The organism is Xanthomonas sontii, from assembly GCF_040529055.1.
Taxonomy (GTDB): Bacteria; Pseudomonadota; Gammaproteobacteria; order Xanthomonadales; family Xanthomonadaceae; genus Xanthomonas_A; species Xanthomonas_A sontii.
Genome location: NZ_CP132342.1, coordinates 1,795,338 through 1,820,439, shown reverse-complemented (window position 1 = coordinate 1,820,439; position 25,102 = coordinate 1,795,338). Strand labels below are relative to the sequence as shown.

General features: G+C 68.8%; 17 protein-coding genes. 9 read left to right on the top strand and 8 right to left on the bottom strand.

All coding sequences use genetic code 11. The features are described from left to right. Positions 1–60 precede the first annotated feature (60 nt). The 4 genes from RAB70_RS07700 to RAB70_RS07685 all read left to right on the top strand — a co-directional run bounded on the left by RAB70_RS07700 (position 61) and on the right by RAB70_RS07685 (position 3,360). Positions 61–882, top strand: coding sequence for a c-type cytochrome (locus RAB70_RS07700; protein WP_026143360.1), 822 nt, complete (start codon positions 61–63; stop codon positions 880–882). A gap of 86 nt (positions 883–968) precedes the next feature. After that, the gene (locus RAB70_RS07695; RefSeq protein ID WP_017910536.1) at positions 969–1,610 is read left to right on the top strand and encodes a thiol:disulfide interchange protein DsbA/DsbL; all 642 of its coding nucleotides are present in this window, start codon (positions 969–971) and stop codon (positions 1,608–1,610) included. 105 nt (positions 1,611–1,715) lie between these two features. Further along, positions 1,716–2,567, top strand: a complete 852-nt coding sequence (locus tag RAB70_RS07690; RefSeq protein WP_043094758.1) for a thiol:disulfide interchange protein DsbA/DsbL — start codon at positions 1,716–1,718, stop codon at positions 2,565–2,567. 25 nt (positions 2,568–2,592) lie between these two features. Next, entirely contained in the window at positions 2,593–3,360 is a 768-nt protein-coding gene (locus tag RAB70_RS07685; RefSeq protein WP_017908277.1) for an endonuclease/exonuclease/phosphatase family protein, read from the top strand. Between the two features lie 110 nt (positions 3,361–3,470). Here RAB70_RS07685 and RAB70_RS07680 read toward each other — a convergent pair whose 3' ends face one another. Further along, positions 3,471–4,628 (bottom strand): ROK family transcriptional regulator, encoded by a 1,158-nt coding sequence (locus RAB70_RS07680; RefSeq protein WP_148828332.1) that lies wholly within the window; start codon positions 4,626–4,628, stop codon positions 3,471–3,473. A 103-nt stretch (positions 4,629–4,731) separates the two neighbouring features. On the opposite strand from RAB70_RS07680, the gene RAB70_RS07675 reads away from it, so the two are divergent. Both RAB70_RS07675 and RAB70_RS07670 read left to right on the top strand, forming a co-directional pair. Further along, positions 4,732–7,392 (top strand): TonB-dependent receptor, encoded by a 2,661-nt coding sequence (locus RAB70_RS07675; protein ID WP_408068865.1) that lies wholly within the window; start codon positions 4,732–4,734, stop codon positions 7,390–7,392. 10 nt (positions 7,393–7,402) lie between these two features. Then, on the top strand, positions 7,403–8,188 hold the full coding sequence (locus RAB70_RS07670) for a DUF1868 domain-containing protein (protein ID WP_148828330.1): 786 nt from the start codon (positions 7,403–7,405) through the stop codon (positions 8,186–8,188). 75 nt (positions 8,189–8,263) lie between these two features. Here RAB70_RS07670 and RAB70_RS07665 read toward each other — a convergent pair whose 3' ends face one another. Next, positions 8,264–11,152 carry a TonB-dependent receptor gene (locus RAB70_RS07665; RefSeq protein WP_017908273.1) on the bottom strand — a complete coding sequence of 963 codons (2,889 nt, stop codon included), beginning with the start codon at positions 11,150–11,152 and terminating at the stop codon, positions 8,264–8,266. Positions 11,153–12,007: 855 nt separating this feature from the next. Between RAB70_RS07665 and RAB70_RS07660 the strand changes: the two genes are divergently transcribed. After that, on the top strand, positions 12,008–13,975 hold the full coding sequence (locus RAB70_RS07660) for a transglycosylase SLT domain-containing protein (RefSeq protein ID WP_148827602.1): 1,968 nt from the start codon (positions 12,008–12,010) through the stop codon (positions 13,973–13,975). Positions 13,976–14,106: 131 nt separating this feature from the next. Next, positions 14,107–15,360, top strand: coding sequence for a multifunctional CCA addition/repair protein (locus tag RAB70_RS07655; RefSeq protein ID WP_148827601.1), 1,254 nt, complete (start codon positions 14,107–14,109; stop codon positions 15,358–15,360). A 16-nt stretch (positions 15,361–15,376) separates the two neighbouring features. Here the strand turns inward: RAB70_RS07655 and RAB70_RS07650 are convergent, their stop codons facing one another. From RAB70_RS07650 to RAB70_RS07625, 6 genes are all read right to left on the bottom strand, one after another. Then, positions 15,377–16,249, bottom strand: coding sequence for a hypothetical protein (locus RAB70_RS07650; RefSeq protein WP_148827600.1), 873 nt, complete (start codon positions 16,247–16,249; stop codon positions 15,377–15,379). Between the two features lie 79 nt (positions 16,250–16,328). Continuing rightward, a complete protein-coding gene (gene nagA, locus RAB70_RS07645) occupies positions 16,329–17,474 on the bottom strand; it encodes an N-acetylglucosamine-6-phosphate deacetylase (RefSeq protein WP_148827599.1) in 1,146 nt (381 codons plus the stop codon). After that, positions 17,474–18,502: an SIS domain-containing protein gene (locus tag RAB70_RS07640; RefSeq protein ID WP_043090369.1), complete on the bottom strand. Its 1,029-nt coding sequence runs from the start codon at positions 18,500–18,502 to the stop codon at positions 17,474–17,476. Before RAB70_RS07640 ends, nagA begins: the two co-directional genes overlap by 1 nt. 8 nt (positions 18,503–18,510) lie before the next feature. Further along, positions 18,511–19,578 (bottom strand): LacI family DNA-binding transcriptional regulator, encoded by a 1,068-nt coding sequence (locus tag RAB70_RS07635; protein WP_010343153.1) that lies wholly within the window; start codon positions 19,576–19,578, stop codon positions 18,511–18,513. Between the two features lie 37 nt (positions 19,579–19,615). Next, positions 19,616–20,881 carry a sugar MFS transporter gene (locus RAB70_RS07630; protein ID WP_017908362.1) on the bottom strand — a complete coding sequence of 422 codons (1,266 nt, stop codon included), beginning with the start codon at positions 20,879–20,881 and terminating at the stop codon, positions 19,616–19,618. 36 nt (positions 20,882–20,917) lie between these two features. Next, complete coding sequence (locus RAB70_RS07625) at positions 20,918–21,673, bottom strand: GntR family transcriptional regulator (protein WP_010343151.1); 756 nt, start codon at positions 21,671–21,673, stop codon at positions 20,918–20,920. Between the two features lie 742 nt (positions 21,674–22,415). Between RAB70_RS07625 and RAB70_RS07620 the strand changes: the two genes are divergently transcribed. Beyond that, a complete protein-coding gene (locus tag RAB70_RS07620) occupies positions 22,416–25,049 on the top strand; it encodes a TonB-dependent receptor (RefSeq protein ID WP_148827598.1) in 2,634 nt (877 codons plus the stop codon). Positions 25,050–25,102: the final 53 nt, after the last annotated feature.

The following is a 25,102-nucleotide window of genomic DNA, read 5'->3' as shown; positions in this document are numbered from 1 at the left end:
ATCGCGCGAGTGCGGTCGCCGTCCGGCAGCCGCGGGGTCGGGTCATACGGAGCTTCAGCAATGCGCCACGCTCGCGTTCTTGCCTTTGCCGGTCTAGCGGTTTCTGTCGCCGCCGCGGTCGCGTTCGCGCAGACCTCGGTGGTTCCCATTCCCGACCACGCGCCGGTGCGCACCACGCCGTTGGAGGGCGACATCGGCAAGGCCGCCTGGGGCGACCCCAAGGCCGGCCAGGCCAAGGCGGCGGCCTGCGCCGCCTGCCATGGCGCGGACGGCAACCCCGCGATCGCCATGTATCCGCGCATCGCCGGCCAGGTGGAGCGCTACAGCGCGCGGCAGATGGCGCTGATTGCCCACGGCGAGCGCACCAGCGGCGCGGTCGCGGCGATGGTGCCGTTCGTGCAGCCGCTGAGCGCGCAGGACATGCGCGACATCGGCGCCTACTTCGCCACGCAGAAGGCCGGCGCCGGCATCGCCGACGACGCGGTGATCGCCGACGGTCCCTACGCGGGCATGAAGTTCTACGAGGTCGGCCAGCAGCTGTATCGCGGCGGCGACGCGACCCGCGGCATTCCCGCGTGCATGGCGTGCCACGGCCCGGCCGGCGCCGGCAACCCGGGTCCGGCCTATCCGCATCTGGGCGGCCAGCACGCCGATTACGTGGCGCGGCGCCTGCAGGAATACCAGGCCGGCACCACCCAGGAGCGCGATCCGACGATGTTCAAGATCATGGCGCAGGTGGCCAAGCCGCTGACCGACCAGGAGATCAAGGCGCTGGGCAGCTACCTGCAGGGCCTGCACGACCGCGCCGACGACGCGGCCGCCGCGCAGGCGGCACCGGCCGCGGCGACGCCACAGCAGCCGGCACCCGCGCAACAATCCTGACCGCGCGCCGCCGCGGCGGCGCCGGCCCGTTTCCCCTTCGCGCCGGTCCCGACGACCGGCGTTCGTTTTTTGCCATTGGAGATCGCATGAACCGTCTGCCCCGCCTGCTGTTGTGCCTGCTCGCCCTGTTGCCGTTGAGCGCCTGCGCGCAACCCAAGTCCGCCACCGCGGTGGAAGGGGAGGACTACACGCTGATCGCCAATCCCAAGCCGTTCGCGCCGCTGGCCGGCAAGATCGAGGTGGTGGAAGTGTTCGGCTATACCTGCCCGCATTGCGCGCACTTCGAGCCGCTGCTGGAAGAATGGGCCGGCAAGCAGGCCAAGGACGTGCGCCTGACCCTGGTGCCGGCGGCGTTCGGCGGCTACTGGGACAACTTCGCCAGCGCCTTCTATGCCGCGCAGCAGTTGGGCGTGCAGAGCCGCAGCCACCGCGCCATGTTCGAGGCCATCCACGACAAGCGCAGCGTGCCGGTGCAGAACGTGGCGCCGGAGGAACTGGCCACGTTCTACGCCGGCTTCGGGGTCAAGCCGCAGGCCTTCATCGCCGCCTACCAGAGCCCGCAGGTCGCCGCGCAGGTGAAGGCCGCGCGCGATTTCGCCGTGCGCGCCGACATCTCCGGCACCCCGGCACTGATCGTCAACGGCAAGTACCTGGTCAAGGGCAAGAACTTCGAGGACATGCTGCGTATCGCCGACGCGTTGATCGCCCGCGAGCGCGCAGGCAAGTAATCGGCGTACGGCGCTTCATCCGCGCCATGGCATCATGACGGGGTGGCCGGACCGCGCTTGCGGCGCGTCCGGCATTTGTCCCCCATCCTGCTGGAGATGTCGCCGATGAAGACCCGCTTCGCCCTGACCCTGATGGCCCTGCTGCCGATCCTGGTGGCATGCAAGGCCCAGGACGGCACTGCCGACGCCGTCGCCCCTGCCTCCGGCACCGCTGCCGCCCCGGCTGCCGCGCCCGCCGCCGGCAACGATGCCGCCGCTGCGCCCGCCGAGACGCCGGCCGCGCCCGCGGCCACCACCGCCGATGCCGCTGCACAGCCTGCCGCCACGGAAGGCGACAACGCCGCGGCCAAGCCGGTCGCCGCCAAGACCCCGAACGGTCCGGAGCCGGTCGCCGGCACCGACTACGTCGACATCGCCGGCGGCCAGCCGTTCCAGCCGACCAACGGCAAGATCGAGGTGGCCGAGATCTTCGGCTACGTCTGCCCGGCCTGCGCGCGCTTCCAGCCGCTGATCGGCCCGTGGAAGGCCGGCCTGCCGTCGGACGTGCGCTTCGTCTATGTGCCGGCGATGTTCGGCGGCACCTGGGACGACTACGCCCGCGCGTTCTACGCCGCCGAGGCGCTGGGCGTGCAGGAGAAGACCCACGAGGCGCTGTACAAGGCGATTCACGTCGACGAGACCCTGAAGGGCGAGCGTGGCCGCGACTCGGTGCAGGACATCGCCAACTTCTACGCCAAGTACGGCGTGGACCCGAAGCAGTTCGCCGACACCATGGGCAGCTTCGCGGTGGCCACCAAGACCAACCGCGCCAAGCAGTTCGCCACCCGCAGCGGCATCACCGGCACGCCGTCGCTGATCATCAACGGCAAGTACCTGGTCAAGGGCAAGAGCTACGACGACATGCTGCGCGTGGCCGATCACCTGATCGCGCGCGAGCGCGCGGCGATGGCCAAGTAAGCCGTCCGCCCCGGGCCGCACCGCCGTGACCGCTCCCGCCACCCGCACTCTGCGCGTGCTGACCGCCAACATCCAGGCCGGTTCCAGCACGCGCCGCTACAGCGACTACGTGACCCGCAGCTGGTCGCACGCGCTGCCGGCCGGGCGCAAGCGCAGCAGCCTGGACGCGATCGCGCAGCTGGCCAGCGACCACGACATCGTCGGCCTGCAGGAGGCCGACCCCGGCAGCCTGCGCTCGGGCTTCACCAACCAGACCCACTACCTGGCCGAGCGCGCCGGCTTCAACTACTGGAGCCACCAGCCGAACCGACGCGTGGGCGGCGTGGCCTCCAGCGCCAACGGTCTGCTCAGCCGGCTGGAGCCGGTGGAAGTGCAGGACCACGCCCTGCCCGGCCGGCTCGGCGGGCGCGGCGTGCTGCTGGCCAAGTTCGGCAACGGCGCCGAAGGCCTGGCGGTGGCGGTGGCGCACCTGTCGCTGGGCGCCAACTCGCGTGCGGCGCAGTTGGCCTTCATCGCCGAGTTGCTGTCCGATCATCCCAACGTGGTGCTGATGGGCGACTTCAACTGCGTCGCCGACCGCCCGGAAATGCAGTTGCTCTACAAACGCACCCGGCTGCAACCGCCGGGCTGCGTGGTGCCGACCTTCCCGAGCTGGCGCCCGCAGCGCGCCATCGACCACATCCTGGTCAGCGACGGCCTGCGCTGCAACGAACAGCGCGCAGTGCCCGCCGCCTTCTCCGACCACCTCGCGGTGGCCACCGAGATCGACGTGCCGCAGCACGTGTTGCGCTGAGGCGCCATCGCGCCACAGTCCGCTCGGCGGCGCGAAACCGTCAGCAGCGGCAGCGCGCCTGCCAAGCCCAACCCGAAGGGTCACGGTTGCGCGGGGATGGATGACACGCCCTAGAACAGCGTCTCCTTGAACGGCAGCATCGCCGCGCCCAGTACCGTGGCATGCGCTTGGACTTCGCCGACCAGCAGTGTGGGATACGGCGAGGCGATGCCACGCCGCGGGGCCGACTCGAACGCAATGCGGGCGATCAGCCTTCGCGCAAGATCGGCAGGCAGGCGCGCACCGAACACGATCGCCGGCGGATCGATCAGCGCAATGGTCGCCGCCACCGCCAGCGTCACCGTCGATTGCACGGCATCCAGCCAAGCGTCGATCTGCGGCCACGCCGGGTCGTACTGCTGCAGCATCGCATGCAGGTCCGGCAGCGCGTGACCGTCGGCGACCAGCGCCTCGCGCAGGCTCTCCAGCGTCGGCCGTGCCATGCCGGTGATGGCCGAAATACGGCCCAGTTCGCCAGCATTGCCATGCGCGCCGCGGCACACGCCGCCGTCGGCGATCACGCCCGCGGCGAATCCGTCGCCGATGTACAGATAGACCAGGTCCGGCGTTCGACGGCCGATCCCATACACCGCCTCTGCCAGAGCCGCGCAATGGGCGTCGTTGTCCATCCAGACCGGCAACTGCAGGCAATCGGCGACGAATCGGTCCAGTTCGACCTCCACCCAGTCCGATGCCAGCGACAGCGGCGGGTTGACGCGCGCGCCCTCGCCGATGCGCGGTCCGGTCATGCTCAGACCAACGCCGAACAGCTGTTGTCGGTCCACAGCAGCAGCCTGTAGCAGTTCCTCCACCATCGCCGGCAACTGCCGACGCACGTCAGCCAACGTGAGCGGGAATGCAGTGAACTGACGCATCCCACGGATCTGCCCGGCGAAGTCGATCAACAGCACCGCGATGCCATCGACCGTCAACGAGACGCCGACGCTGTACGCGTAATCCGGCACCAAACGCACCAGGCGACTCGGCTGGCCGCGCCCGCGACGCGGCGATGGCCCCAGTTGCAGCAGGCCATGCGCGACCAACGGATCGAGGATGCCCTTTGTCCCCGGCACGCTGAGTCCAATGGCGCGGGGCAGATCGGCACGCTCGACCTGTCCCGCGCGGCGGACCAAGTCCAGCAGCATGCGCTCGCTGGTCCCAGCGACGTTGCCGTCGCTGCGGCGGCGGTACTGCGGACGGACAGCGGCGTTGGCGAAGAAGCCGGACACGCGAAGCGACAGCGGGGGCGTTGTCATATTTCTTTTAATTAACCAACTTAATTTAATGCATCTTCGGCCACCACTCTGGGGCCGCCCAAGACTGGATCGTGCCATGCGTCTGCTGCCGCCTCATCCCCTTTGCGTCTTCCGCTCGCCCGACGCCTCCTCTCCGTCCGTTCTGTCACTGGCACTTCGCCTGGCGCTGACCGGCGTCCTGCCGTTGGCATCGCCGGCGTATGCCGATGCGCTGCAGGCCGACGAGGATGCGAAGACCATGGATGCAGTGCAGGTCCGCACCTCGTTCCAATCGCAGAACACGCGCGCCATCGCCACCAAGCAGGGGGCTTCCACCATCGTGGATTCGATCGCCGCCGACAGCATCGGGCAGTTGCCGGACTTCAACGTCGGCGACGCGCTGCGCCGGGTCGCCGGCGTGAGCACGGTGGAGTACCAGGGCGAACCGCGCTATGTGACCGTGCGCGGCCTCAACGGCAACTACAACAGCATGTTGATCGACGGCTTCGCGTTCGCCAGCAACGATATCGGCAGCCGCCAGGCGCTGATGGACGTGCTGCCGGCCAATTTCGTCGATCGCATCGACGTGGTGAAATCGCTGTTGCCGGAAAACGACGGCGGCGCGATCGGAGGCGTCACCGATCTGGTCACCGAAAGCGGCTTCGAGCGGCCCGATGGATTGCTCACCGCCGCGGCCAAGGGGGGCGTCAACCTCATGGGACAGCGCTACGGCGGGCGCACGCCGGCCGGCGAAAGCGAACTGAAGTGGAGCAAACGCTTCGGTGGCAACGACGAATTCGCGTTCCTGGGCGCGGCCAGCATCTGGCGCCGCGTGATCTCGGTACCGCAGGAGGAAAACGGAAGCGGCCTGAACTGGTACAACGCCGACGGTACGCGCTCCGCCTTGGCCTATGGCGGCGTCGGCAACGCGGTGCCCAGCGAGCGGCGTTGGTACAACTACGACAACACCCGCGAGCGCCGCGGACTGACCATGCGCCTGGATTGGCAACCGGATGGCCCGCTCAGCGGCCATCTCGCCGGCTATCGCTTCCGTCAGCGCGAGACCTCCGACCGCGACGCCGAGGTCGCGCAGGTGCAGAGCAGCGCGCGCCTGGTTCGCACCGGCGCCGACAGCGGAACCCTGGACAATCTCAATCAGCTTGTCGAACTGGGCCAATTGCGCTGGAAACGCGGACTGACCGGGCTCAACGGCGAACTGCTGGCCGAACTGCCGGCGCAGTGGCGCGGCTCACTGCGCGCCAGCACCTCGCGCGCCACGGTGGATAACCCGCAGACCTGGGACCGTTTCCAACAAAACCGCTTGGGCTACGCGTTCGACTGGAGCGACAGCCTGCCTGCGTTCACTGCACTCAACCCGGCGCTGGCCGACGACCCGACGCGCTACGCCAACCTCTATCACCAGCAGGAACGCACCCGCTACGCCGAGCGGGTCAGCGATCTGCAATTGGAATTGCGCCGCAACATGGACGAGGACAGTCGTGGATTGGGCGTGGCATGGGGCCTGCGACAGGTGCGTACGCACATGCGCACGTCCTTCCAGCGCACCACCTGGAGCGGGCTGCCCTACACCCTGGCGGACGTGCTGGGCGAATCGACCTGCGGGCTGGGCTGCAATACGCCGATGCTGACCATCGATCCGGCACTTGCCGACGCACGCTGTGATGCCGTCGCCAACCAGGCACGTGGCGTGGTGGACACCGCCGCGCAGAACAGCGGCAGCTACGCCGTGGACGAACAGGTGCGCGCCGGCTTCGTCCAGGCGCAATGGCGGGGCGAGCGCTGGCGCCTGGCCGGCGGAGTGCGCTTGGAACAGACCCGTTTCGGCAGCGACGGACTGCAACTGAGCGGATCGACATGGAGCCCGGTCAGTGCCGTGCGCCGCTATCGCAACTGGTTGCCGTCGCTCGCCGGCCAGTGGCAGACCAGCGCCAACGGCACCCTGCGCTTCGGCGTCTCGCGCTCGATCGGGCGCCCGCGCCTGGACCAGATGGCGCTGAACGGCGGCGTGCTGACACTCAGCAGCACGCCGCCCACGCTCAACCAGGGCAACCCGGACCTGCAACCGCGTCGCGCACTGAATCTGGATCTCGGCCACGACTGGACCTTCGACGATGGCGCCAGCCTGCTGTCGATCGCGCTGTTCCACAAGACCATCCACGATGAAATCTTCCGCTACGGCCAGCTGCAGTCCCTCGACGGCCAGCAGGTGCTGGTCACGCAGCCCCGCAACGTGGACCGGCCCGTGCGGCTACGCGGCCTCGAACTGAGCGCGATCAAGGAACTCGGGCCCTGGCTGCCCGCGCTGAACGGCCTGTCGGTGAGCACCAATGTCACGCTGCTGGACGTGGACTACCCGGTGGTGCTGGGCGACGGCAGCCGTACGACGCTGTCGGTGCTGCCGCAGCAGCCCAAGCAGCTGTGGAATCTGGCGCTCAACTATGCGCGGGGTCCGCTGAGCGCCTCGCTGGCCTGGAACCATACCGGTGTGTTGTGGGACGACCGTTACCCCAACTACACCAACCAGTTGGAGTTCTATCGCAACCGCTACCAGCAGGCGTTGGACCGCGTCGACCTGAAGCTGGGCTGGCAGGTATCGCCCTCCGTCGCGCTGAGCCTGGACGTGCTGAACCTGACCGGACAGGGCTACGAGTACCGCATCGGCCGCCAGCAGGAATACGTGCAATCGGCCTGGAAGATGGCGCCGACCGTGATGGTCGGCCTCAATGTCAAACTCTGAGGCAAACCGCATGTCATCGTTTTTCGATACCAGCATCAGCCGTCGCCAGTTGCTGGCCGCGGCCGGCGCGACGGTCGTGGCTTCGGCACTGCCGGCGCAGACCATCTCGCCACAGCCGCCGGATGTGGGACGCAAGTTCCTCCGCTCACGGCGCCCGCTGCCGTTCCCCGGCAATACGTTCCTGGGCCATCTGCAACAGCAGGGCGATGGCTACCAGAGCTTCGACCGCGTGCTGGACATCTATCGCGAATTCTCCGAGCACCGCTTCGCCGACAAGTTCGCCTTGCTGCCACCGAGCAGCTATCACGTGACATTGCTGGGTGGAGTCAACGAGATCGACCGCGCTGGTGGGCCATGGCCCAGCGACATGGCGCGCGACGTACCGCTGAGCGACATCCATGCGACGTTCCTGGCACGGCTGCAGCAGCGCGACGTCGCGCCACTGGGCGCGTGCCGGTTCCTGATCGATCCTGCGGCAGCGAAGACCGGCCGCAACGACAATCTGCTGATCCCGTTGCGGCCCGCGGACGCAGCGACCGCGCTGCGGCTGGACGCCGCCCGCCGCGGCCTGATGGCACTCATTCGCCTGCAGCGCCCGGACTACGTCGACTACCGGTTCCACATCTCGTTGGCCTATCTGTGCGACACGCTCGATGAGGTCGAACATGCCGCCTATCGGAAGACGGTACACGACTGGCTGGCGCGGCTCGCCGCGGCCGGACCGATCACCGTGCCGCGCTTCCACTTCTGCACCCTTCAGGACATGTACGCGTTTCGGACGCTGCAAGAGGTGTGAGGCGCCCAGGCGACGGACGACATCGGCATGCGAAACGCGCGGCGCGGGATACGCGCCGCAACGTCCGTCACACCGCTAGAACTTCAGATCCGCCCGCACATACAGGTAACGCCCACCGGGAATGCCGTAGGTGGAGGCGTCGTAGCCGTTGAGCGAGCACGACAGGCAGATCGGCGGGTCCTTGTCGAAGACGTTGTTGACGCCGCCGCTGAGGGTCAGGCCCTTGAGCCAGTCGAAGCGGTAGCCCACCTGCAGGTCGTGGTAGGTGATCGCGTCCAGCGTGTTGGTGCCGGCCACCGGGTTGCTGCACACCGGGAACGCGACCGCGTCGCCGCATTGCTCGGTCAGCTCGGAGATGTGCCGCAGCGTCCACGACGCATTCCAGCGGCCGCGCGACCAGTCCAGGCTCAGGTTGCTGGTCCACTCGGGAATCGAGCTGTCCACCACCTCCACGCCCGGGCGCTGCGGCTGCACCTGGCCGGCCGCGCCGGTGGCGACGTAGCGGGTGACGAAGGTGTTCTGCCAGCCGATCTTGAAGCGGCCCGCCGCGGTCTCCGGCGAGTTCCAGAACAGGTCCACGTCCCAGCCGTCGGTCTTGATCGAGCCGAGGTTGGTCAGCCGGTTGTTGAAGCCGTTGATGCCGCCGGTGGAGGCGCGGGTGATGCCGTTGCAATAGGTCGGCGACAGCGTGTCCACGCACAGGTCGAGCTGGGTCTGCGCGTTGATCGCCTGGATCGCGCCGTCGATGTCGTGGCGGTAGAAGGTCACCTCCACGTCGAAGCGGTCCGACCACGGCACGTTGCTGGCGAACCACGGGCTCCACACGAAGCCCGCGCTGAAGCTGCGCGCCTTCTCCGGCTCCAGCGCGCGGTTGCCGCCGGTGGTCACCGAGATCTGCGAGTTGGCCTGCTGGTAGCCGGCCGGCACGCCGAGCGTGGCGCAGTTGCTGGCGCTGCCGCGCGGCGCGGTGCCGCCCAGGCCGATCGAGCAGGGATCAGACAGGGTCAGGTCGGCGCGCGCGGCCGAGCCGTACAGTTCGCCGATGCTGGGCGCGCGGAAGCCTTCGGCATAGCTGGCGCGCAGCACGAAGTCCGGCGCCACCTGCCAGCGCAGACCGTACTTCGGGGTGAACTTGCCGCCGAAGGTGGAGTAGTCGGAATAACGGCCGGCCAAGCTGAGGTCCAGTTTGTCGCCCAGCGGCGAGTCGGCGAAGATCGGCACGCTCAGTTCGAGGTAGGCCTCCTTGACGTCGTAGCTGCCCTGCGTCGGCAGCGACGGCACGCCGTTGTAGTGGCCGATCACGGTCAGCGGATCGGGGCGGTAGAAGCCCTCGTACTTGCGGTATTCCACGCCGGTGGCGAAGGACACCGCGCCGGCCGGCAGCCGGAACAGGTCGCTGCTGAGGTTGGCGGTGAACTGCGTCAGTTCGTTCTGGCTGCGATCGTGCACCACCGGCTGGATCCAGCGCAGCATGTCCGGGGTGATGCTGCCGGCGCCGCCGAAGATGTTCAGCGGCACGCAGCCGGCCACCGCCGCGCACGCCGCCGGATCGCCCAGCGCTAGGTTGATGTTGTAGATGTTGTAGCTGCCGTAGTTGGTCTGCTCGGCCTTGTTCTTGCTGTAGGCGCCGTTGACGTCCCAGAACCAGGTGCGGTCGGCGCCCTCGAAGCTGCCGATGAAGCCGGTGCCGACATACTGGGTGTCCACGCGCTGCTCGAACACGCGCGCGCCGCCTTCCACCGGGCGGCGCCCGATCATGATCAGGTTGCTGCCCGAATCCAGCGCGAAGCCGAACGGGTTGTACGGGTTGGCGGCGGAGATGACGATGTTGTCGGCCAGCGGATTGCCGGTACCGGCGTCGGGGCCGAGAAAGATCGGTTCCGGCGCGGCCTGGTTGGTCGACTCGCGGCGGTTGCCGAGCAGCTTCAGGTACCACTGCACGTCGTCGTTGAAGAAGAAGCGGAACTGGCCGAACACGCCCTTGCGCTCGGACGGGGTCAGCAGCAGGTTGGACGCGGCGAAGTTGTAGCGGTCGGCAGTGGTGAAGCAGTGGTAGTCGTCGCTGCGGGTGCAGCCGCCGGTGCCGTCGTAACGCGGCGTGCGCGCGCCGCTGTTGGGTGTCAGGTTCTGCTCGGCGCCGGTGTTGGGGTCGACGAAGATGAAACGCCCGTCCGGCGTGGCCGAGCTGCCGAAGCTCAGGCCGGTGCCGGGAATCGGATACAGCGACTGCGCGCGGTCGCGCGCGTAGATCGGATCCTGCTTGGTGTAGCTGGCGCCGAGGAACAGGCTGGTGCGCTCGGTGCTGTGGCCCCAGGCCAGGTCCACGCCCTTGCTGGCGCCGTCGCCCTTGTCGTATTCGCCGTAATTCAGGGTGACCTGCCCGCCTTCGAAATTGCGCCGGGTGATGATGTTGACCACGCCGGCGATGGCATCGGAGCCGTACAGCGAGGAGGCGCCGTCTTCCAGCACCTCGACGCGCTCGACGATGGCCAGCGGGATGGTGTTGAGATCGGTGGCCGCGCCCACGCCCGAGGCCGAGGACTCGTTGACCCAGCGCATGCCGTCGACCAGCACCAGCACGCGCTTGGCGCCGAGATGGCGCAGGTCGACCTGCGCCGAACCCGCGCCGACGCCGCTGCCGTCCGGCGGGAAGCCGAAATTGCCGGAGGAGTTGAACTTGGCGTTCAAGGCCGAGCCGGAGGCGGTGAGCTCCTGCAGCACATCGCCGATGGAGGTCAGGCCGGTCCGTTCGATGTCGGCGCGGCTCAGGGTCTGCACCGGCACCTGGCCCTCGACTTCGGCGCGGCGGATGCGGGTGCCGGTGACCTGCACGCTGTCCAGCGTGGTGGCCGTGCCGGGAGCGGCCGGGGGCGTCTGTTGCTGGGCGCCGGCGATGGCGGGGACGCCGCCGAGCAGGACCAGGGATACCGCGAAGACCAAAGGATGGCGGTGCAGGAAATTCATCCGTCTCTCTCTCCAGAAAGGATGTGGGTCGGCCGCTGCGACCCCCTGCACCGCGACGGCATGGAATTCTTTGTAAACAAATCGTAAACGCCGTGCAAGCGTCCGGCAGGCAAAGCGCGGGCTATCGCGACGACTGGTCGATCTGGTAGACACGAGGGGTGCGAGGCGTGGTCAAACGGCGACCTGCCTAAGCCCCTCTCCCACCGGGAGAGGGGTTGGGGTGAGGGTAAGGAGCGCGAAGCGCCCGCACCGATCTTGCGATCAGAGGCTTCGCCCGTACCCTCTTCCGCCCCTACGGGGCACCTTCCCCCGAAAAGGGGGCCATGGTCCCAATGGGAGAAGGGAGAAGCCGAGCCCTCTCCCACCGGGAGAGGGGTTGGGGTGAGGGTACGGAGCGCGAAGCGCCCGAGCGATCTGGCGATCAGAGGCTTCGCCCGTACCCTCTTCCGCCCCTACGGGGCACCTTCCCCCGAAAAGGGGGCCATGATCCCGATGGGAGAAGGGAAAAGCCAAAGCCCCTCTCCCGCCGGGAGAGGGGTTGGGGTGAGGGTACGGCGCGAAGCGACTCGCGGACTTCAGACGTACGAAGCCGCACCTGCACCTCATCCGCCCATGCCGGGGCACCGGACGGCCCGGCGCGCGATGCCGATCTGCAAACGCTGCGGGGCACGGCACTCACACGACGTGCCATCGCTCCACCGATCGCCACGATGACCCCAATACACCCAGCGCACTCACCGGCCCGCCTGGACGAACGCGGCTCCCCATCGCCGCAGCCACGCCGGCCCAAGCGACGACAGCGCCACCATCGCCAGTTGAAACGGCGATTCATCCGCGTTCGGTATAGTCCCGCGCATGATCCTGCGCACGTCTCTCCTGCTGTTCGCCGCCGCGTTGTGCGGCCCTGTTCCCGCCCTCGCCCAGTCCCTGGATGCCCAGCGCCCGGCGATCCGCTCGGCGATCGACGATGCCGAGCAGGGCCGGTTCGATCCGGTCCGCGCGGCCGCGTTCAAGCAGCATCCGCTGTACGGCTGGCTGGAGTACGCCAACCTGCGCCGCAACATCGACAAGGTGTCCGATGCGCAGGCGCAGGACTTCCTCAAGCGCTACGCCGGGCAGCCGGTGGCCGAGAGCTTCCGTGCGCTGTGGCTGCCGGCGCTGGCGCGGCGCGAGGACTGGCCGGCGCTGCTGGCGAACTGGAAACCCACTGAGAACCTGGGCCTGCGCTGCGCCCAGCTCAATGCGCGCCAGGCCACCGGCCGCGCCGACGCGCAGTGGGTGGACGAAGCGCAGGCGCTGTGGCGCAACGCCGGCAAGTCGCTGCCCGACGCCTGCGATCCGGTGTTCGCAGTCCTGCAGGCGCGCGGCGGCATGACCGATGCGCTGCGCTGGGCGCGCGTGGAAGCGGCCGCCGACGCACAGCAGCCGGCGGTGATGCGCGCCGCCGCACGCGGCCTGCCCGCGGCCGACCTGGCCCTGGCCAACGACTACGCGGCGTTCCTGGACGCGGTGCACACCCGTGCGCTGACCTGGCCCAAGACCGAGCGCAGCCGCAAGGTGGCGGTGGACGGGCTGGCGAAGCTGGCCAAGACCGATCCGGACGCTGCCGAACGACAACTGCCGCAGTTCGTCCAGGCACTGCAGTTCAGCGAGGCGCAGCGCGGTGCGGTGCTGTATCAGATCGCGCTGTGGACGGTGGCCTCGTACGGGCCGGAGTCGGCGCGCCGGCTCAACGCGGTGCCCGAGTCCGCCTACGACGAACGCCTGCACGAGTGGCGCGCGCGCGAGGCGATGGCGCGCGGCGACTGGCCGGCGGCATTGGCCGCGATCCGCAAGATGCCGCCGGCGCAGCGCAACGATTCGCGCTGGCAGTACTTCGAGGCGCGGCTGGCGGAGAAGACCGGCAATGCCAGCGAGGCGCAGCGGCTGTACCGCGCGGCGGCCAGCTCCGCCACCTTCCACGGTTTCCTGGCCGCCGACCGGCTCAAGCAGCCGTACGCGCTGTGCCCGTGGGAACCGAACGACAGCGCGCAGGCGCAGGCGGCGGTGGCACGCGATCCGTCGCTGGTCCGCGCGCTGGAGCTGTTCAAGATCGACCGCGCCGGCTGGGCCGTGGCCGAGTGGAACGATGCGCTGAGCCGTTTCGACGACACCCAGCGACGCATGGCAGTGGAAGTGGCCAGCGCCAACGGCTGGTTCGACCGCGCGGTGTTCGGGCTGGGCAAGCGCCCGGAGGAGCAGCGCCTGTACACGCTGCGCTTCCCGTTGCACCACGCCGACACCATCCGCCGCGAAGCCGGCAAGAACGCGATCGACCCGGCCTGGGTCGCCGCCGAAATCCGCGCCGAGAGCGTGTTCAACCCCAACGCGCGCTCGCCGGCCAATGCGATGGGCCTGATGCAGGTGGTACCGGCCACCGGCGCCAGCGTTGCCCGCAACCTTGGCCTGGCCGGCTACGGCGGCGCCGCCAGCCTGTACGACCCGGACACCAACATCGCCATCGGCACCGCCTACCTGCGCCAGTTGCTCAACACCTACGGCCTGCCCTACCTGACCATCGCCGCCTACAACGCCGGCCCCGGCCCGGCCGCACGCTGGCAGAGCCAGCGCCCGGGCCACGATGCCGACTTCTGGATCGAGACGGTCAGCTACAAGGAAACCCGCGAGTACGTGGCGCGCATCCTGGCCTTCAGCGTGATCTACGACTGGCGCCTCAACGGCGACGCCCTGCCGGTCACCGAGCGCATGCTCGGCAAGCTGGACGCGCCGCGGAAGAAGTTTGTGTGTACGGCCGCCGATGCGGCCGCTGGGAATCGGGAATAGGGAATGGGGAATCGCAACGGCGCACCGCGCGCAACCGCGCCGAACATTGGGTCAACACGCCAGCGCGACATCAGGCGAAGGGAATCTGCTTTTACCATTCCCGATTCCCGACTCCCCATTCCCAGCACCCAATGAACATCTACCTCGTCGGCGGCGCCGTCCGCGACGCCCTGCTCGGTCAACCGCCCGGCGACCGCGACTGGGTGGTGGTTGGCGCCAGCGCGCAGCAGATGCTGGAGCTGGGCTACAAGCAGGTGGGCCGCGATTTTCCGGTGTTCCTGCATCCGCGCAGCGGCGAGGAATACGCGTTGGCGCGCACCGAGCGCAAGGCCGGGCGCGGCTATCACGGCTTCGAGGTGCAGGCCGACCCGTCGGTGACGCTGGAAGAGGATCTGCAGCGGCGCGACTTCACCATCAACGCCATCGCCCGCGACGAGGCCGATGGGCGTCTGGTCGATCCGTATGGCGGCGCGCGCGATCTCGAGCAGCGGGTGCTGCGCCACGTCGGCCCGGCCTTCGCCGAGGATCCGCTGCGGGTGCTGCGCGCGGCGCGGTTCATGGCGCGGCTGGCGCCGCTGGGATTCGTCGTCGCGCCCGAGACCATGGAGCTGATGCGCACGATGGCCGCCGGCGGCGAACTGGAAACGCTGGTGCCCGAACGTGTCTGGCAGGAACTGCGGCGCAGCCTGGCCTCGGCGCAGCCCTCGGCGTTCCTGCGCACGCTGCGCGAGGCCGACGCGCTGCGCTGGGTGCTGCCGGAGCTGGACGCACTGTACGGGGTGCCGCAACGCGCCGAGTACCACCCCGAGATCGACACCGGGCGCCACCAGGAACTGGTCAGCGACATGGCCGCGCGGCTGGCGCCGGGCGACGCACTGATCGGCTTCGCCGCGCTGACCCACGACCTGGGCAAGGCGCTGACACCGCCGGAGGAATGGCCGCGCCACCTGATGCACGAGCAACGCGGCCTGGCGCCGCTGCGCGCGCTGAGCGAACGTCTGAAGGTGCCGCAGGAGCACCGGCAACTGGCCGAGATCGCCTGCCGCGAGCATCTGAACGTGCATCGCCTGGCCGAATTGCGCGACCGCACCGTGCACGAACTGCTGCAGCGCTGCGACGGCTTCCGCAAGCCCGAGCGCATCGCGCAACTGGCAACGGTGTGCGAGGCCGACAAGCGCGGCCGCCTCGGCAGCGAGGACGCCGATTACCCGCAGGGCCGCACGCTGCAGCGCCTGCATGCGGCGGCGCTGGCGGTGAACGCGCGCGACCTGGCGGCGCAGGGCCTGAGCGGCCCGCAGATCGGCGAGGCGCTGGCCAAGGCACGGATCGCGGCGATCGCCGCGGCGCGGCCGTCGGCAACGCGGTCGGGAGAGCACGCGGGCTAGTGTTCTGCTGCCACCATCAAGGTTCGTGCGCCCGCAGCTCGCGGAATCCCGAATCGATCGCGGACGGGTCGGCGAACTCCACCCGCAGGCCCTTGGCGGCAAGCGCGAGTACCTCAGCGTCATCGACGGCGGTGCCGCTCAAGCGCGCGATCAGCGGACCCAGCACCGCGGTGGCGAACGCGCGGGACAACGCTGCGCGACACGCCAGATCGGAGACATCCGCGGGGATGGCGCTGGCCGCCGCCAGGCGCTTCTCGAAATCTCGCGAGGGCTCGAAGAAGGTGGCGACCAACATGCCGACCCCAGGTTGCCCGACCGCCATCAGGCCATAGGGGGCGAACATGTACATGGCACGCCCATTTTCCTCGGGCAGGCCCATCTCGCTGGCCCCGAACAGATGCGCGATCACGAGCCGACCGCTCTGCCATGGCAACCGCACGAGGCTTCCTTCCCTGACATAGGCGCCGTTCTTCCACGCCGCGAAACCGGCACGAAACGCCTTCAGGAGCGCGCCGGCGACATGCGGGTTGAACCCGGCAGGTGCGGCCGGATGCCGGGAATTTTCGGCAAATCGCCGGTGCAGCAACATCATTCCCACCGACAGCTTCATCAACCACAGATGCGCTTCATCGTCCGCGACCGCGGACCAGTCCTCCGACAGGCGCTGTTCCAGCCGTCCGAACTGGGCGTTGGCCTGGGGATCGGCAGGCGCCTTGAAATCGCAGAGCCTGGCGAAGCTGCCGGCATCGCCGAGCAACACCCGGCCCGCAGCTTGATGGCGTTGCGCCAGCCAGCGCGGAATCACATGCTCGCCGGCGCCTGACACCGAGATCCCGGTGAAGAGGCAGGCCGCGTCCATCGGCTCGTCGAGATAGCGGCTCGGTTCCATGCATCACCGCCTGCGTTGTCAGCGACCACCACTGTACAACGCGCACGGCAGCACGCGCGCGCAGCCGGAGCGCCGCCGCCTACTCCATCGCGCCCGCGATCCAGGTATGCCGGACCTGCAACGCATCGTCCAGCAGCACCAGGTCGGCCTGGTAGCCGGGCGCGATGTGGCCGTAGCGGTGGTCCAGGCCCACGCACTGCGCCGGGTACAGCGAGGCCATGCGCGCGGCTTCTTCCAGCGGCACGCCCAGCCACTGCACGCTGTTGCGCACCGCGCTGGCCATGTCCAGCGCCGAGCCGGCCAGGGCGCCGGCGGCGTTGCGTACCACGCCGTCGATGGCGGTGATGGTTTCGCCGTACAGGTCGAACGCGGGGCTGTCGGCGCCGACCATCGGCATCGCATCGGTGACCAGAAACACGGTGCCGCGCGGCTTGGCCGCCAGCGCCACGCGCAGGCTGGCCGGATGCACGTGCACACCGTCGACGATCACCCCGCACCAGGCGTTGCGGTCTTCGAGTGCGGCGCCGACCACGCCGGGATCGCGTCCCTGCAGCGGGGTCATGGCGTTGTACAGATGGGTGAAGCCACAGATGCCGGCGTCCAGCCCGGCACGGGTCTCTTCGTAGCTGGCGGCGGTGTGGCCGGCGAACACGCGCGCGCCGGCCGCGGCGAGGCTGCGGATGCTGGCCGCCGGCACGCGTTCCGGTGCCAGGGTGATCAGGGTGACGCCGTTGTCCAGCGAGGTGGCCATGGCCAGTTCGTCGGCGTCGGGCACGCGGAACTTGTCGGCATTGTGGGTGCCCTTGCGCGCCGGCGCCAGGTACGGCCCTTCCAGGTGGATGCCGAGCACGCCCGGCACGCCGTCGGCGATGGCCTGGCGCGTGGCGGCGATCGCCGCGCGCATCACCTCCACGTCGTCGCTGATCAGCGTCGGCAGGTAGCCGGTGGTGCCGTAGCGGCGATGGCCCTGGCCGATGCGGCGCAGCGCCTCGACGTCGGTGCGGTTGTTGAACAGCACCCCGCCGCCGCCGTTGACCTGCAGGTCGATGAAGCCCGGCAGCAGGCTGCCGCCGCCCAGGTCATGCTGCACCGGCGCTGCCGCCACGCGCGGGTCGGCGTCGTCGAGCAGGGCGAGGATGCGCCCGCCCTCCAGCAGCACGCTGACGCCGTCGAGGAACCCGTCCTCGCCGAGCACGCGCGCATTGCGCAGCGCCACCGTGGTCATCAGACGGTCTCCGTCACTTTGTTCAGATGCGGCGGCAGGTCCGGGTTGTAGCCGCGGCGCAGCGCCAGGGCGTTGATCGCACGGTAGAAGCTCTGGATCGCCAGCAGCGGCGCGCACGCCGGGTGCGGCGCGGCGACCAGCGGCAGGTCGCCGCCGGCACTGGCCAGCCACACCTGCGCGCCGCGGCCGCGGAACTCCTCGGCCAGGCGCCGGGTGCCCTCGCCGGCTTCGTCCGGCTGGTCGAATGCCAGCACCGGGAAACCCGGGCCGACCAGGGCCATCGGACCGTGCTTCACTTCCGCCGAGCTGTAGGCCTCGGCGTGCAGGCCGCAGGTCTCCTTGAACTTCAGCGCCGCTTCCTGCGCCGCCGCCAGGCCCAGGCCGCGGTCGAGCACGAACAGGTTGTGCGCCTCGACCAGGCCGTCGGTCAGCGAGCGCCAGTCGGCCTGCCAGGCCGCACGCAGCGCCTGCGGCAATTCCTGCAGTGCGCCCAGCAGCGCCGGGTCGTTCTTCCAGTGCGCGCCGAGCTGCAGGATCGCCGCCAGCGAGGCCAAGTAGCTCTTGGTCGCGGCCACGCTCTTCTCCGGGCCGGCGCCGAGCGGGATCACCGTGTCGGCCAGCTGCGCCAGCGGCGAATCCTCGACGTTGACCAGGGCCACCACGCGCGCGCCGGCGTCCTTGGCCGCCTGCGCGTTGCGCAGCAGGTCCGGGCTCTTGCCCGACTGCGAGATCACCAGGTACAGCGCGCCGCGCAACTGCAGCGGCGCTTCGTACACCGAGCCCACCGACGGCGAGGCCGAGGCGGTGACCACGCCGAGCTGGGTCTCGAACAGGTACTTGGCGTAGGTGGCGGCGTGATCGGAGCTGCCGCGCGCACAGGTCACCACGAACGGCGGCGGGTCGGCGCGCAGCGACGCGGCGAGCGCGCTCACGGTGGCGTGGTTGCGTTCGAACTGCGCGGCGACGACCGCGGCGGCTTCCGCGGCTTCGCGGAACATCAGGGTTTCGGTTTCGGAGGGCAGCGCCATGGGCAGGATCACGTGGGGTCTGGGGAGGAGGAACGGCGGGAATGCGGCTGCATGGGCGCGGTCGAGCCGCGCACCACCAGTTGCGGCACGAAGCCCTGGTTGTGCACCGGCGCCGGATGGTCTTCGTAGGCATCGCTGCGCAGTTGGCTGATCAGCAGCCGCGCGGCGTGGCGGGCGATGTCTTCGGTGGCCTGCTTGGCGGTGGTCAGCGGCGGCCACGACTGGCGCGAGAACGGGCTGTCCTCGAAGCCGGCGATGGACAGGTCGTAGGGCACGTTCATGCCCGCCGACTTGGCCGCGGCCAGCACGCCGGCGGCGATCTCGTCGTTGGAGCCGAAGATCGCGGTCGGTGGTTCGCGCAGGGCCAGCAGCCGGCGGGCGCCGCGGAAGCCGTCGTCGAAGGTGTAGTCGCCAGGGATCACCAGGTGCTTGTCCAGGGTGATGCCGTAGTCCTTCAGCGCCGCCTCGTAGCCGGCATAGCGCTCGCCGCTGGATCGGTGCGAGGTGCCGCCCCACAGGAAGCCGATGCGCTGGTGGCCAAGCTGGATCAGGTGTTCGGTGATCTCGTAGGCGGCGTCGCGGTCGTCGACGTAGACGCAGGGGCCGTCCTGCGGATCCTCGGTGGCGGCGATGATGCGCACGGTCTTGATCCCGCGCGCGGCCAGCGCCGCGACCAGGTCGGCACGCTCGGACATCGGCGCGGTCAGCACCAGCCCGGCCAGGCGCGAGCGCTGGGTCCACTCGGCCAGTTCCTCGGCGAGCATCGGCGCAGTGGAATCGCAGGGGTGGATCTGCAGGCCGAAGCCAGTCTCGCGGCAGGCGGCGAGCACGCCGTTCTGCACGCCGATGATGTGGTACGGGTTGGGGTTGTCGTACACCAGCCCGATCACGAACGGGGTGCCGCTGCGCAGGTTGCGCGCCGACGGATCCGGCTCGTAGTCGAGTTCGGCGATGGCGTGCAGCACGCGCGAGCGCGTGGCCTGCATCACCGACGGTTCGTTGTTGATGACCCGCGAAACGGTCTTCAGCGACACCCGCGCCCGTTCGGCGACGTCTTTGATGGTGGGTCTGCGCATTGGATAGGTTTGCCGAGTTGGAGAAAAGCGCGTCAGCTCACCGCGCGCCCTGGCCGACGCGGTGACCGCGCAGCGCGAAGAACAGGATGTAGAGGTAGCAGGCGATCATCAGGCCGGCGAAGACCACCTGGAAATCGAAGGACTCCTTCAGATGGGCGAACAGCTGCGGTACCGCGGCGCCGCCCACGATGCCCATGATCAACAGCGCTGCGCCCTTTTCGGTGAACTTGCCCAGCCCCTTGATGGCCAGCGGGAAGATGGCCGGCCACATGATGGCGTTGGCGAATCCGAGCGCCGCCACGAACGCCACCGAGACATAGCCGCCGGTCACCATCGCGCACAGCGAAAACACGATGCCGAGGCAGGCCGAAATGGACAGGTACTTTTCCTGGGAGATGTACTTCGGGATCAGCACCAGGCCGAGCAGGTAGCCGGCCAGCATGCAGGCCAGGGTGCCGATGGTGAAATATTTCGCGTAGTCGAGCGAGAGGCCGAGGCTGTTGCCGTAGATGCCGATCGCATCGCCGGCCATCACCTCGGCGCCGACGTACACGAAGATGCACAACGCGCCCAGCCACACGTGCGGAAACGCGAAGATGCTGTCGCGGCTGCGCTCGTCGGAGGCCGACGCGTTCGCCGTCTCGGGGCTGATCTCGGGCAAGGGCGAAAACAGGATGGCGACGGAAAGCACGGCCAGGATGCCGGCGATCGCCATGTAAGGGCCGTGGATGCGGCCAGCGAATTCCTGCAACAGCAGCTCCTTCTGCGCCGGCAGCACCTGTTCGATCTGCGTCGAAAAATCCTCCATGCCGTGCAGGACCACCTTCGCCAGTCCATAGGTGGCCAGCGCGCCCGCCACCTTGTTGCAGATGCCCATCAGCGCGATACGGCGCGCCGCGCCGTCGATCGGCCCGAGAATGCTGATGTACGGATTGACCGCGGTCTGCAGCAAGGCCAGGCCGCCGCCGATGATGAAGATGCCGCTCACCGCGCCCACGTAGGAACGGGCATTGGTGAACTGGCCGAAGATCGCGGCGCCGATCGCCATGATCAGCAGGCTCAGCGCCAGGCCCTTCTTCATCCCGGTCAGCTTCAGGATGAGCGAAGAAGGCAATGCCAGGCAGAAGTAGGAAATGTAGAACGCACTCGGGATGAGGAACGCGAAGGTGTCGCTGACATTGAAGGCGACCTTGGCGAACAGGATCAACGGCCCGTTGATCCAGGTAAAGAAGCCCATGATGAAGAACAACAGGCCGACGATGGCGATGGAGGCGTAGGGACTGGCGGGCCGTGCGGTGGTCATGGGCGGCGTGCTCCGGGAGGGCGCGGGGATCGGCGGTCAGCGTCGCAGTTCGGCGACGAAGTCGTAGTAGTCGTTATGGCAGTAGGTGTCGGTCAGTTCGATCGCGCTGCCGTCGCGGGTGTAGCCGACCCGCACCACGTGCAGGATCGCCTCGCCTTCCTTCATGCCGAGATGGCCGGCCAGCCGCGCCGGCAGGTTGATGGCGCGGAAGTATTGCAGCGCCCGCACCACCGGGGTGCCGCGCTCGTCCAGGTAGCTGTAGAGCGAATCGGCAATGGCGTGCGGATCGGGCACCACGTGCTGCGGCAGCACCGCCTTCTCGTAGGCCATCACCCGGCCGTCGGCGCTGCGCAGGCGGGTCAGCGCCGCGACGACCGTGTCCGGGGACAGGCCAAGGCGCAGGATCTCCTCGCCATGCGCCGGGCGCGTGCGCCGCTCCAGCCAGCGCGTGCCCGGCTCCAGGCCCTTCATGCGCAGGGTTTCGCTGAAGCTGGCCAGGCCGCTGAGCTGGTGCTGGATGTGCGAGGTGACGAAAGTGCCGGCGCCCTGCCGGCGCGACACCAGGCCTTGTTCGACCAGCGCATCCACGGCCTGACGCAGCGTGACCCGCGACACCTGCAGGTACTCGCACAGCTGCCGTTCGGCCGGCAACGCCTCGCCCGGCTTCCACTGCCCGCCCTTGATCGCCTCCACCAGCTTGCTGGCCAGTTGCAGGTACAGCGGCGTCGGCGCGTCCGGGTCCACGGCCAGCGCATGCAGGCGTGGATCGGCCTGCGGCTTGGGCTTGGTCATGGCGAGCTCTCCAGTCCGCATGGATTCATTATGTCCAATATAGTACCAATCGACGGGCCGTGCACGTCGCGCCACAGCACGCGGCGCAGGCCCAGATCGACAGCGCTGCCCGACCACGGCAACAGCGCAGTGGCGTGTCACCCCGAAATTCGCGGCGGCGAGTCGCCCAGGCCCCCTGGCCTCGGGCCGCGCCCTGCGCGCAGCGAGCGGCCGATTCCCGCCAGCGCTGGCGCCCATGTCCAGACGGCGGTCATGGCCGATGCCGATGGATCATGTGCCGGTATCCGCCCTTCGACAAGCTTGGGTGCACCGCCGCAAACCGCATCGTTGTCACCGGCGGGCACGAATTTGTCTACAAGCCACAAGACCAATCGCGGCGATGCCTGGCAGAGGTCTGAACCACCGCCCCCTGCGACAGCCCGGATCGCGGCAAATCCAGGGAAATCGGCCCAAGTCATCGACGTGAAGGCCGGTACGCGACCCGACAGGCCGCGGCGCAATTCCAGACACCACGGCCCGGTTTTGCCCCGCCACCGGGGCCACCCCGCCGCGGCATCGCGTTGACATCGTTGTCACCGGACCGTAAAGGTTCTGCACGCTTCGCAACGAATTCGGCACAAACACGGCGTCCGCGGCCCCAGGGGAATCGGCATCGGTCCGCGCCGCCAGGCAGCACGCAACTCCGTCCCGCACCGTCGGCCACGCCGACGGTGCCCATCCATGAATGATGAGGAGAGACATCATGCGTCACCGCCCGTCCGTCCTGTCGGCCGCCATCGCCGCCAGCGTCCTCGCCTTCGCCGCGCAGGCGCAGCAAGCCGATTCCGCCGCCACCGATCTGGACGCGGTCCAGGTGGTCGGCATCCGCGCCAGCCTGGAGAAGTCGCTGGACACCAAGCGCAACAACGTCACCGTGTCCGAGGCGATCACCGCCGAGGACATCGGCAAGTTCCCCAGCACCAACGTTGCCGAGGCGTTCGCGCAGATTCCCGGCGTCACCATCGACCGCCGCTTCGGCCAGGGCGAGCGAGTCAGCATCGACGGCACCGATCCCAGCCTCAACCTGTCGTTCCTGGACGGCCACCCGGTGGCGCAGGCGATCTGGCTGTACGGCGAGCAGCCCAACCGCGGCTTCGACTACACCCTGCTGTCGCCGCAGATCCTGGGCCGCGCGGAGATCGTCAAGTCCACCGAGGCGCGGCTGACCGAAGGCAGCCTCGGCGGCACCGTGCTGATGCATACCCGCCAGCCGCTGGACCTGAAGGCCAACGAGATCGCCGGCTCGGTCGGCTACAGCTACAGCCAGCAGGCCAGCGAGGGCAAGCCGAACGCCTCGCTGCTGTACAGCTGGAAGAATCCGCAGGAGACCTTCGGCGTCGCGGTGTCCGCGCAGCACTACGAGGAACGCGTGGACCGCCAGGGCCTGGAGGTGTTCGGCTACGCCAAGGCCGGCAGCTTCGCCAATGCCGCCGGCGTGCCGGCCGATGCGGACGTGCCCAACTCGATCAACGCCGCCTGGTTCCAGCAGGACCGCAAGCGCGACAGCGCAGTGGTGAATCTGCAGCTCAAGCCCAGCGACGCGCTGGAGTTCAACCTCAGCGGCCTGTACATCAAGGAAGACTTCGACAACTACAACCAGTCGATGTACAGCTTCCTCACCTGGAACCCGGGCACCGTGGCCGCGGTCGACGCACTGGGCGACGTGCGCAACGGCGTGGTCAACAGCGGCCATTCCAGCGCCAACGCCAATGCGGGCGGCGGCACGGTGATCTACGACAACAACGTGCGCCAGTCGCAGGTGACCACCAAGGGCCTGGACCTGCGCGGCGCCTACCGCGGCGAACGCTGGACCTTGCGCGGCCAGGTCGGCCAGAGCAAGTCCGACAACGACCACCTGGCGCAGTACTTCATCGAGCCGTTCTACAACGGCGGCTTCCGCTGGGATCTGGACCGCGGCATCCGCTTCGACGATCCCACCGCCGCGCGCAACCCGGCCAACTGGGGCTCGGCCGGTGGCTGGATCGGCAACAACGGCGTGTTTTCCACCCAGAGCAAGGACCGCTACGGCCAGCTCGATCTGGACCTGCAGTTCGACGGCGTGTTCAACCAGTTGCTGGTCGGCGTGCGCCAGGGCAAGCACGACGAGGACTTCGCGCTCAACGTGTACGGCGGCGTCACCCCGGCCACCCTGGCCGACATCGGCACCATCGGCCTGACCGACATCCGCGGGTTCTATCCCGACCACGGCCAGCACGTGCAGGCCGGGCGCGGCAACGTGATCGACTGGATCCGCAACAGCCCGGTCGACTACGCCAATCCGGACCCGTCCAGCTACCTCAACAACACCTGGGCGCTGCAGCAGACCAACAACGCCGGCTACGTGCAGCTGAACTTCTCCAACGCCGGCCTGCGCGGCAACCTGGGCCTGCGCTACATGCGCTCCAAGACCGAAGGCAGCGGCTTCGTCTACAGCGGCACACCGACCCTGCAGGATCTGGACAGCAAGTGGCAGACCCGCACGCAGACCGAACACTTCCTGCTGCCGTCGCTGAACCTGGCCTACGATACCGAGAACGACTGGGTGTTCCGCTTCGGCGCCGGCAAGGTGATCGCCTGGGCGCCGTACAACCAGATGGTCAACAACACCTTCCTCAACGACACCACGCTCACCGGCAGCGGCGGCAATGCCGCGCTGTCGCCCTACGAATCGTGGAACTTCAACCTCTCGGCCGAGTACTACTTCGCGCCGCAGGCGGTGGTGGCGTGGTCGGTCTTCTACAAGAAGATCGACAACTACATCGACACCTCGGCCACCATCGAGCGCCAGTACAACGCGATCCGCGACACCTCGCCGCAGACCTGGGCGCAGATGCTCGGCAGCAACGGCTGCACCGCCGACGGCTACTGCGACTACAGCATCCAGCGCCCGCGCAACGCCGGCACCGGCAAGGTCAAGGGCTTCACCCTGGCCTACCAGCAGCCGTTCGGCGACAGCGGCTTCGGCCTGTCGGCCAACTACACCTATGCCAGCGGCGAGAACAACAGCGGCAACCCGCTGCCCTACCAGTCGCGCAACAGCGTCGCCTTCAGCCCCTACTACGAGAAGGGACCGTGGAACGCGCGGATCAGCCTGAACTGGCGCGACAGCTACCTGGCCGGCGGCTACGTCGCCGGCGCCGCGCCGGCCAGCGTCGACGCCTACACCGACCTGGGTGCGAGCGTGGGCTATGCGTTCAACGCGCAGTGGTCGCTGCAACTGGACGCACAGAACCTGCTGGACGAGGAATACCTGCAGTACCTGGGCGACAAGGACCACCCGGTCGGGCGCTACCACAACGGCCGCCGCTACATGGCGACGCTGCACTTCAAGTTCTGAGCGTGAGGCTTCACCTGCGCTGCGGCATCATCGCCGCGGCGCAGGCGCGCGCA

What these genes read in the sequence shown, in the direction of transcription:
- RAB70_RS07635 (WP_010343153.1), bottom strand. Translation starts at nt 19,578, where the DNA reads ATGCGCAGACCCACCATCAAAGACGTCGCCGAACGGGCGCGGGTGTCG.
- RAB70_RS07625 (WP_010343151.1), bottom strand. Translation starts at nt 21,673, where the DNA reads ATGACCAAGCCCAAGCCGCAGGCCGATCCACGCCTGCATGCGCTGGCC.
- RAB70_RS07690 (WP_043094758.1), top strand. Translation starts at nt 1,716, where the DNA reads ATGAAGACCCGCTTCGCCCTGACCCTGATGGCCCTGCTGCCGATCCTG.
- RAB70_RS07695 (WP_017910536.1), top strand. Translation starts at nt 969, where the DNA reads ATGAACCGTCTGCCCCGCCTGCTGTTGTGCCTGCTCGCCCTGTTGCCG.
- RAB70_RS07620 (WP_148827598.1), top strand. Translation starts at nt 22,416, where the DNA reads ATGCGTCACCGCCCGTCCGTCCTGTCGGCCGCCATCGCCGCCAGCGTC.
- RAB70_RS07665 (WP_017908273.1), bottom strand. Translation starts at nt 11,152, where the DNA reads ATGAATTTCCTGCACCGCCATCCTTTGGTCTTCGCGGTATCCCTGGTC.
- RAB70_RS07640 (WP_043090369.1), bottom strand. Translation starts at nt 18,502, where the DNA reads ATGGCGCTGCCCTCCGAAACCGAAACCCTGATGTTCCGCGAAGCCGCG.
- nagA (WP_148827599.1), bottom strand. Translation starts at nt 17,474, where the DNA reads ATGACCACGGTGGCGCTGCGCAATGCGCGCGTGCTCGGCGAGGACGGG.
- RAB70_RS07630 (WP_017908362.1), bottom strand. Translation starts at nt 20,881, where the DNA reads ATGACCACCGCACGGCCCGCCAGTCCCTACGCCTCCATCGCCATCGTC.
- RAB70_RS07660 (WP_148827602.1), top strand. Translation starts at nt 12,008, where the DNA reads ATGATCCTGCGCACGTCTCTCCTGCTGTTCGCCGCCGCGTTGTGCGGC.
- RAB70_RS07670 (WP_148828330.1), top strand. Translation starts at nt 7,403, where the DNA reads ATGTCATCGTTTTTCGATACCAGCATCAGCCGTCGCCAGTTGCTGGCC.
- RAB70_RS07650 (WP_148827600.1), bottom strand. Translation starts at nt 16,249, where the DNA reads ATGGAACCGAGCCGCTATCTCGACGAGCCGATGGACGCGGCCTGCCTC.
- RAB70_RS07700 (WP_026143360.1), top strand. Translation starts at nt 61, where the DNA reads ATGCGCCACGCTCGCGTTCTTGCCTTTGCCGGTCTAGCGGTTTCTGTC.
- RAB70_RS07675 (WP_408068865.1), top strand. Translation starts at nt 4,732, where the DNA reads ATGCGTCTGCTGCCGCCTCATCCCCTTTGCGTCTTCCGCTCGCCCGAC.
- RAB70_RS07655 (WP_148827601.1), top strand. Translation starts at nt 14,107, where the DNA reads ATGAACATCTACCTCGTCGGCGGCGCCGTCCGCGACGCCCTGCTCGGT.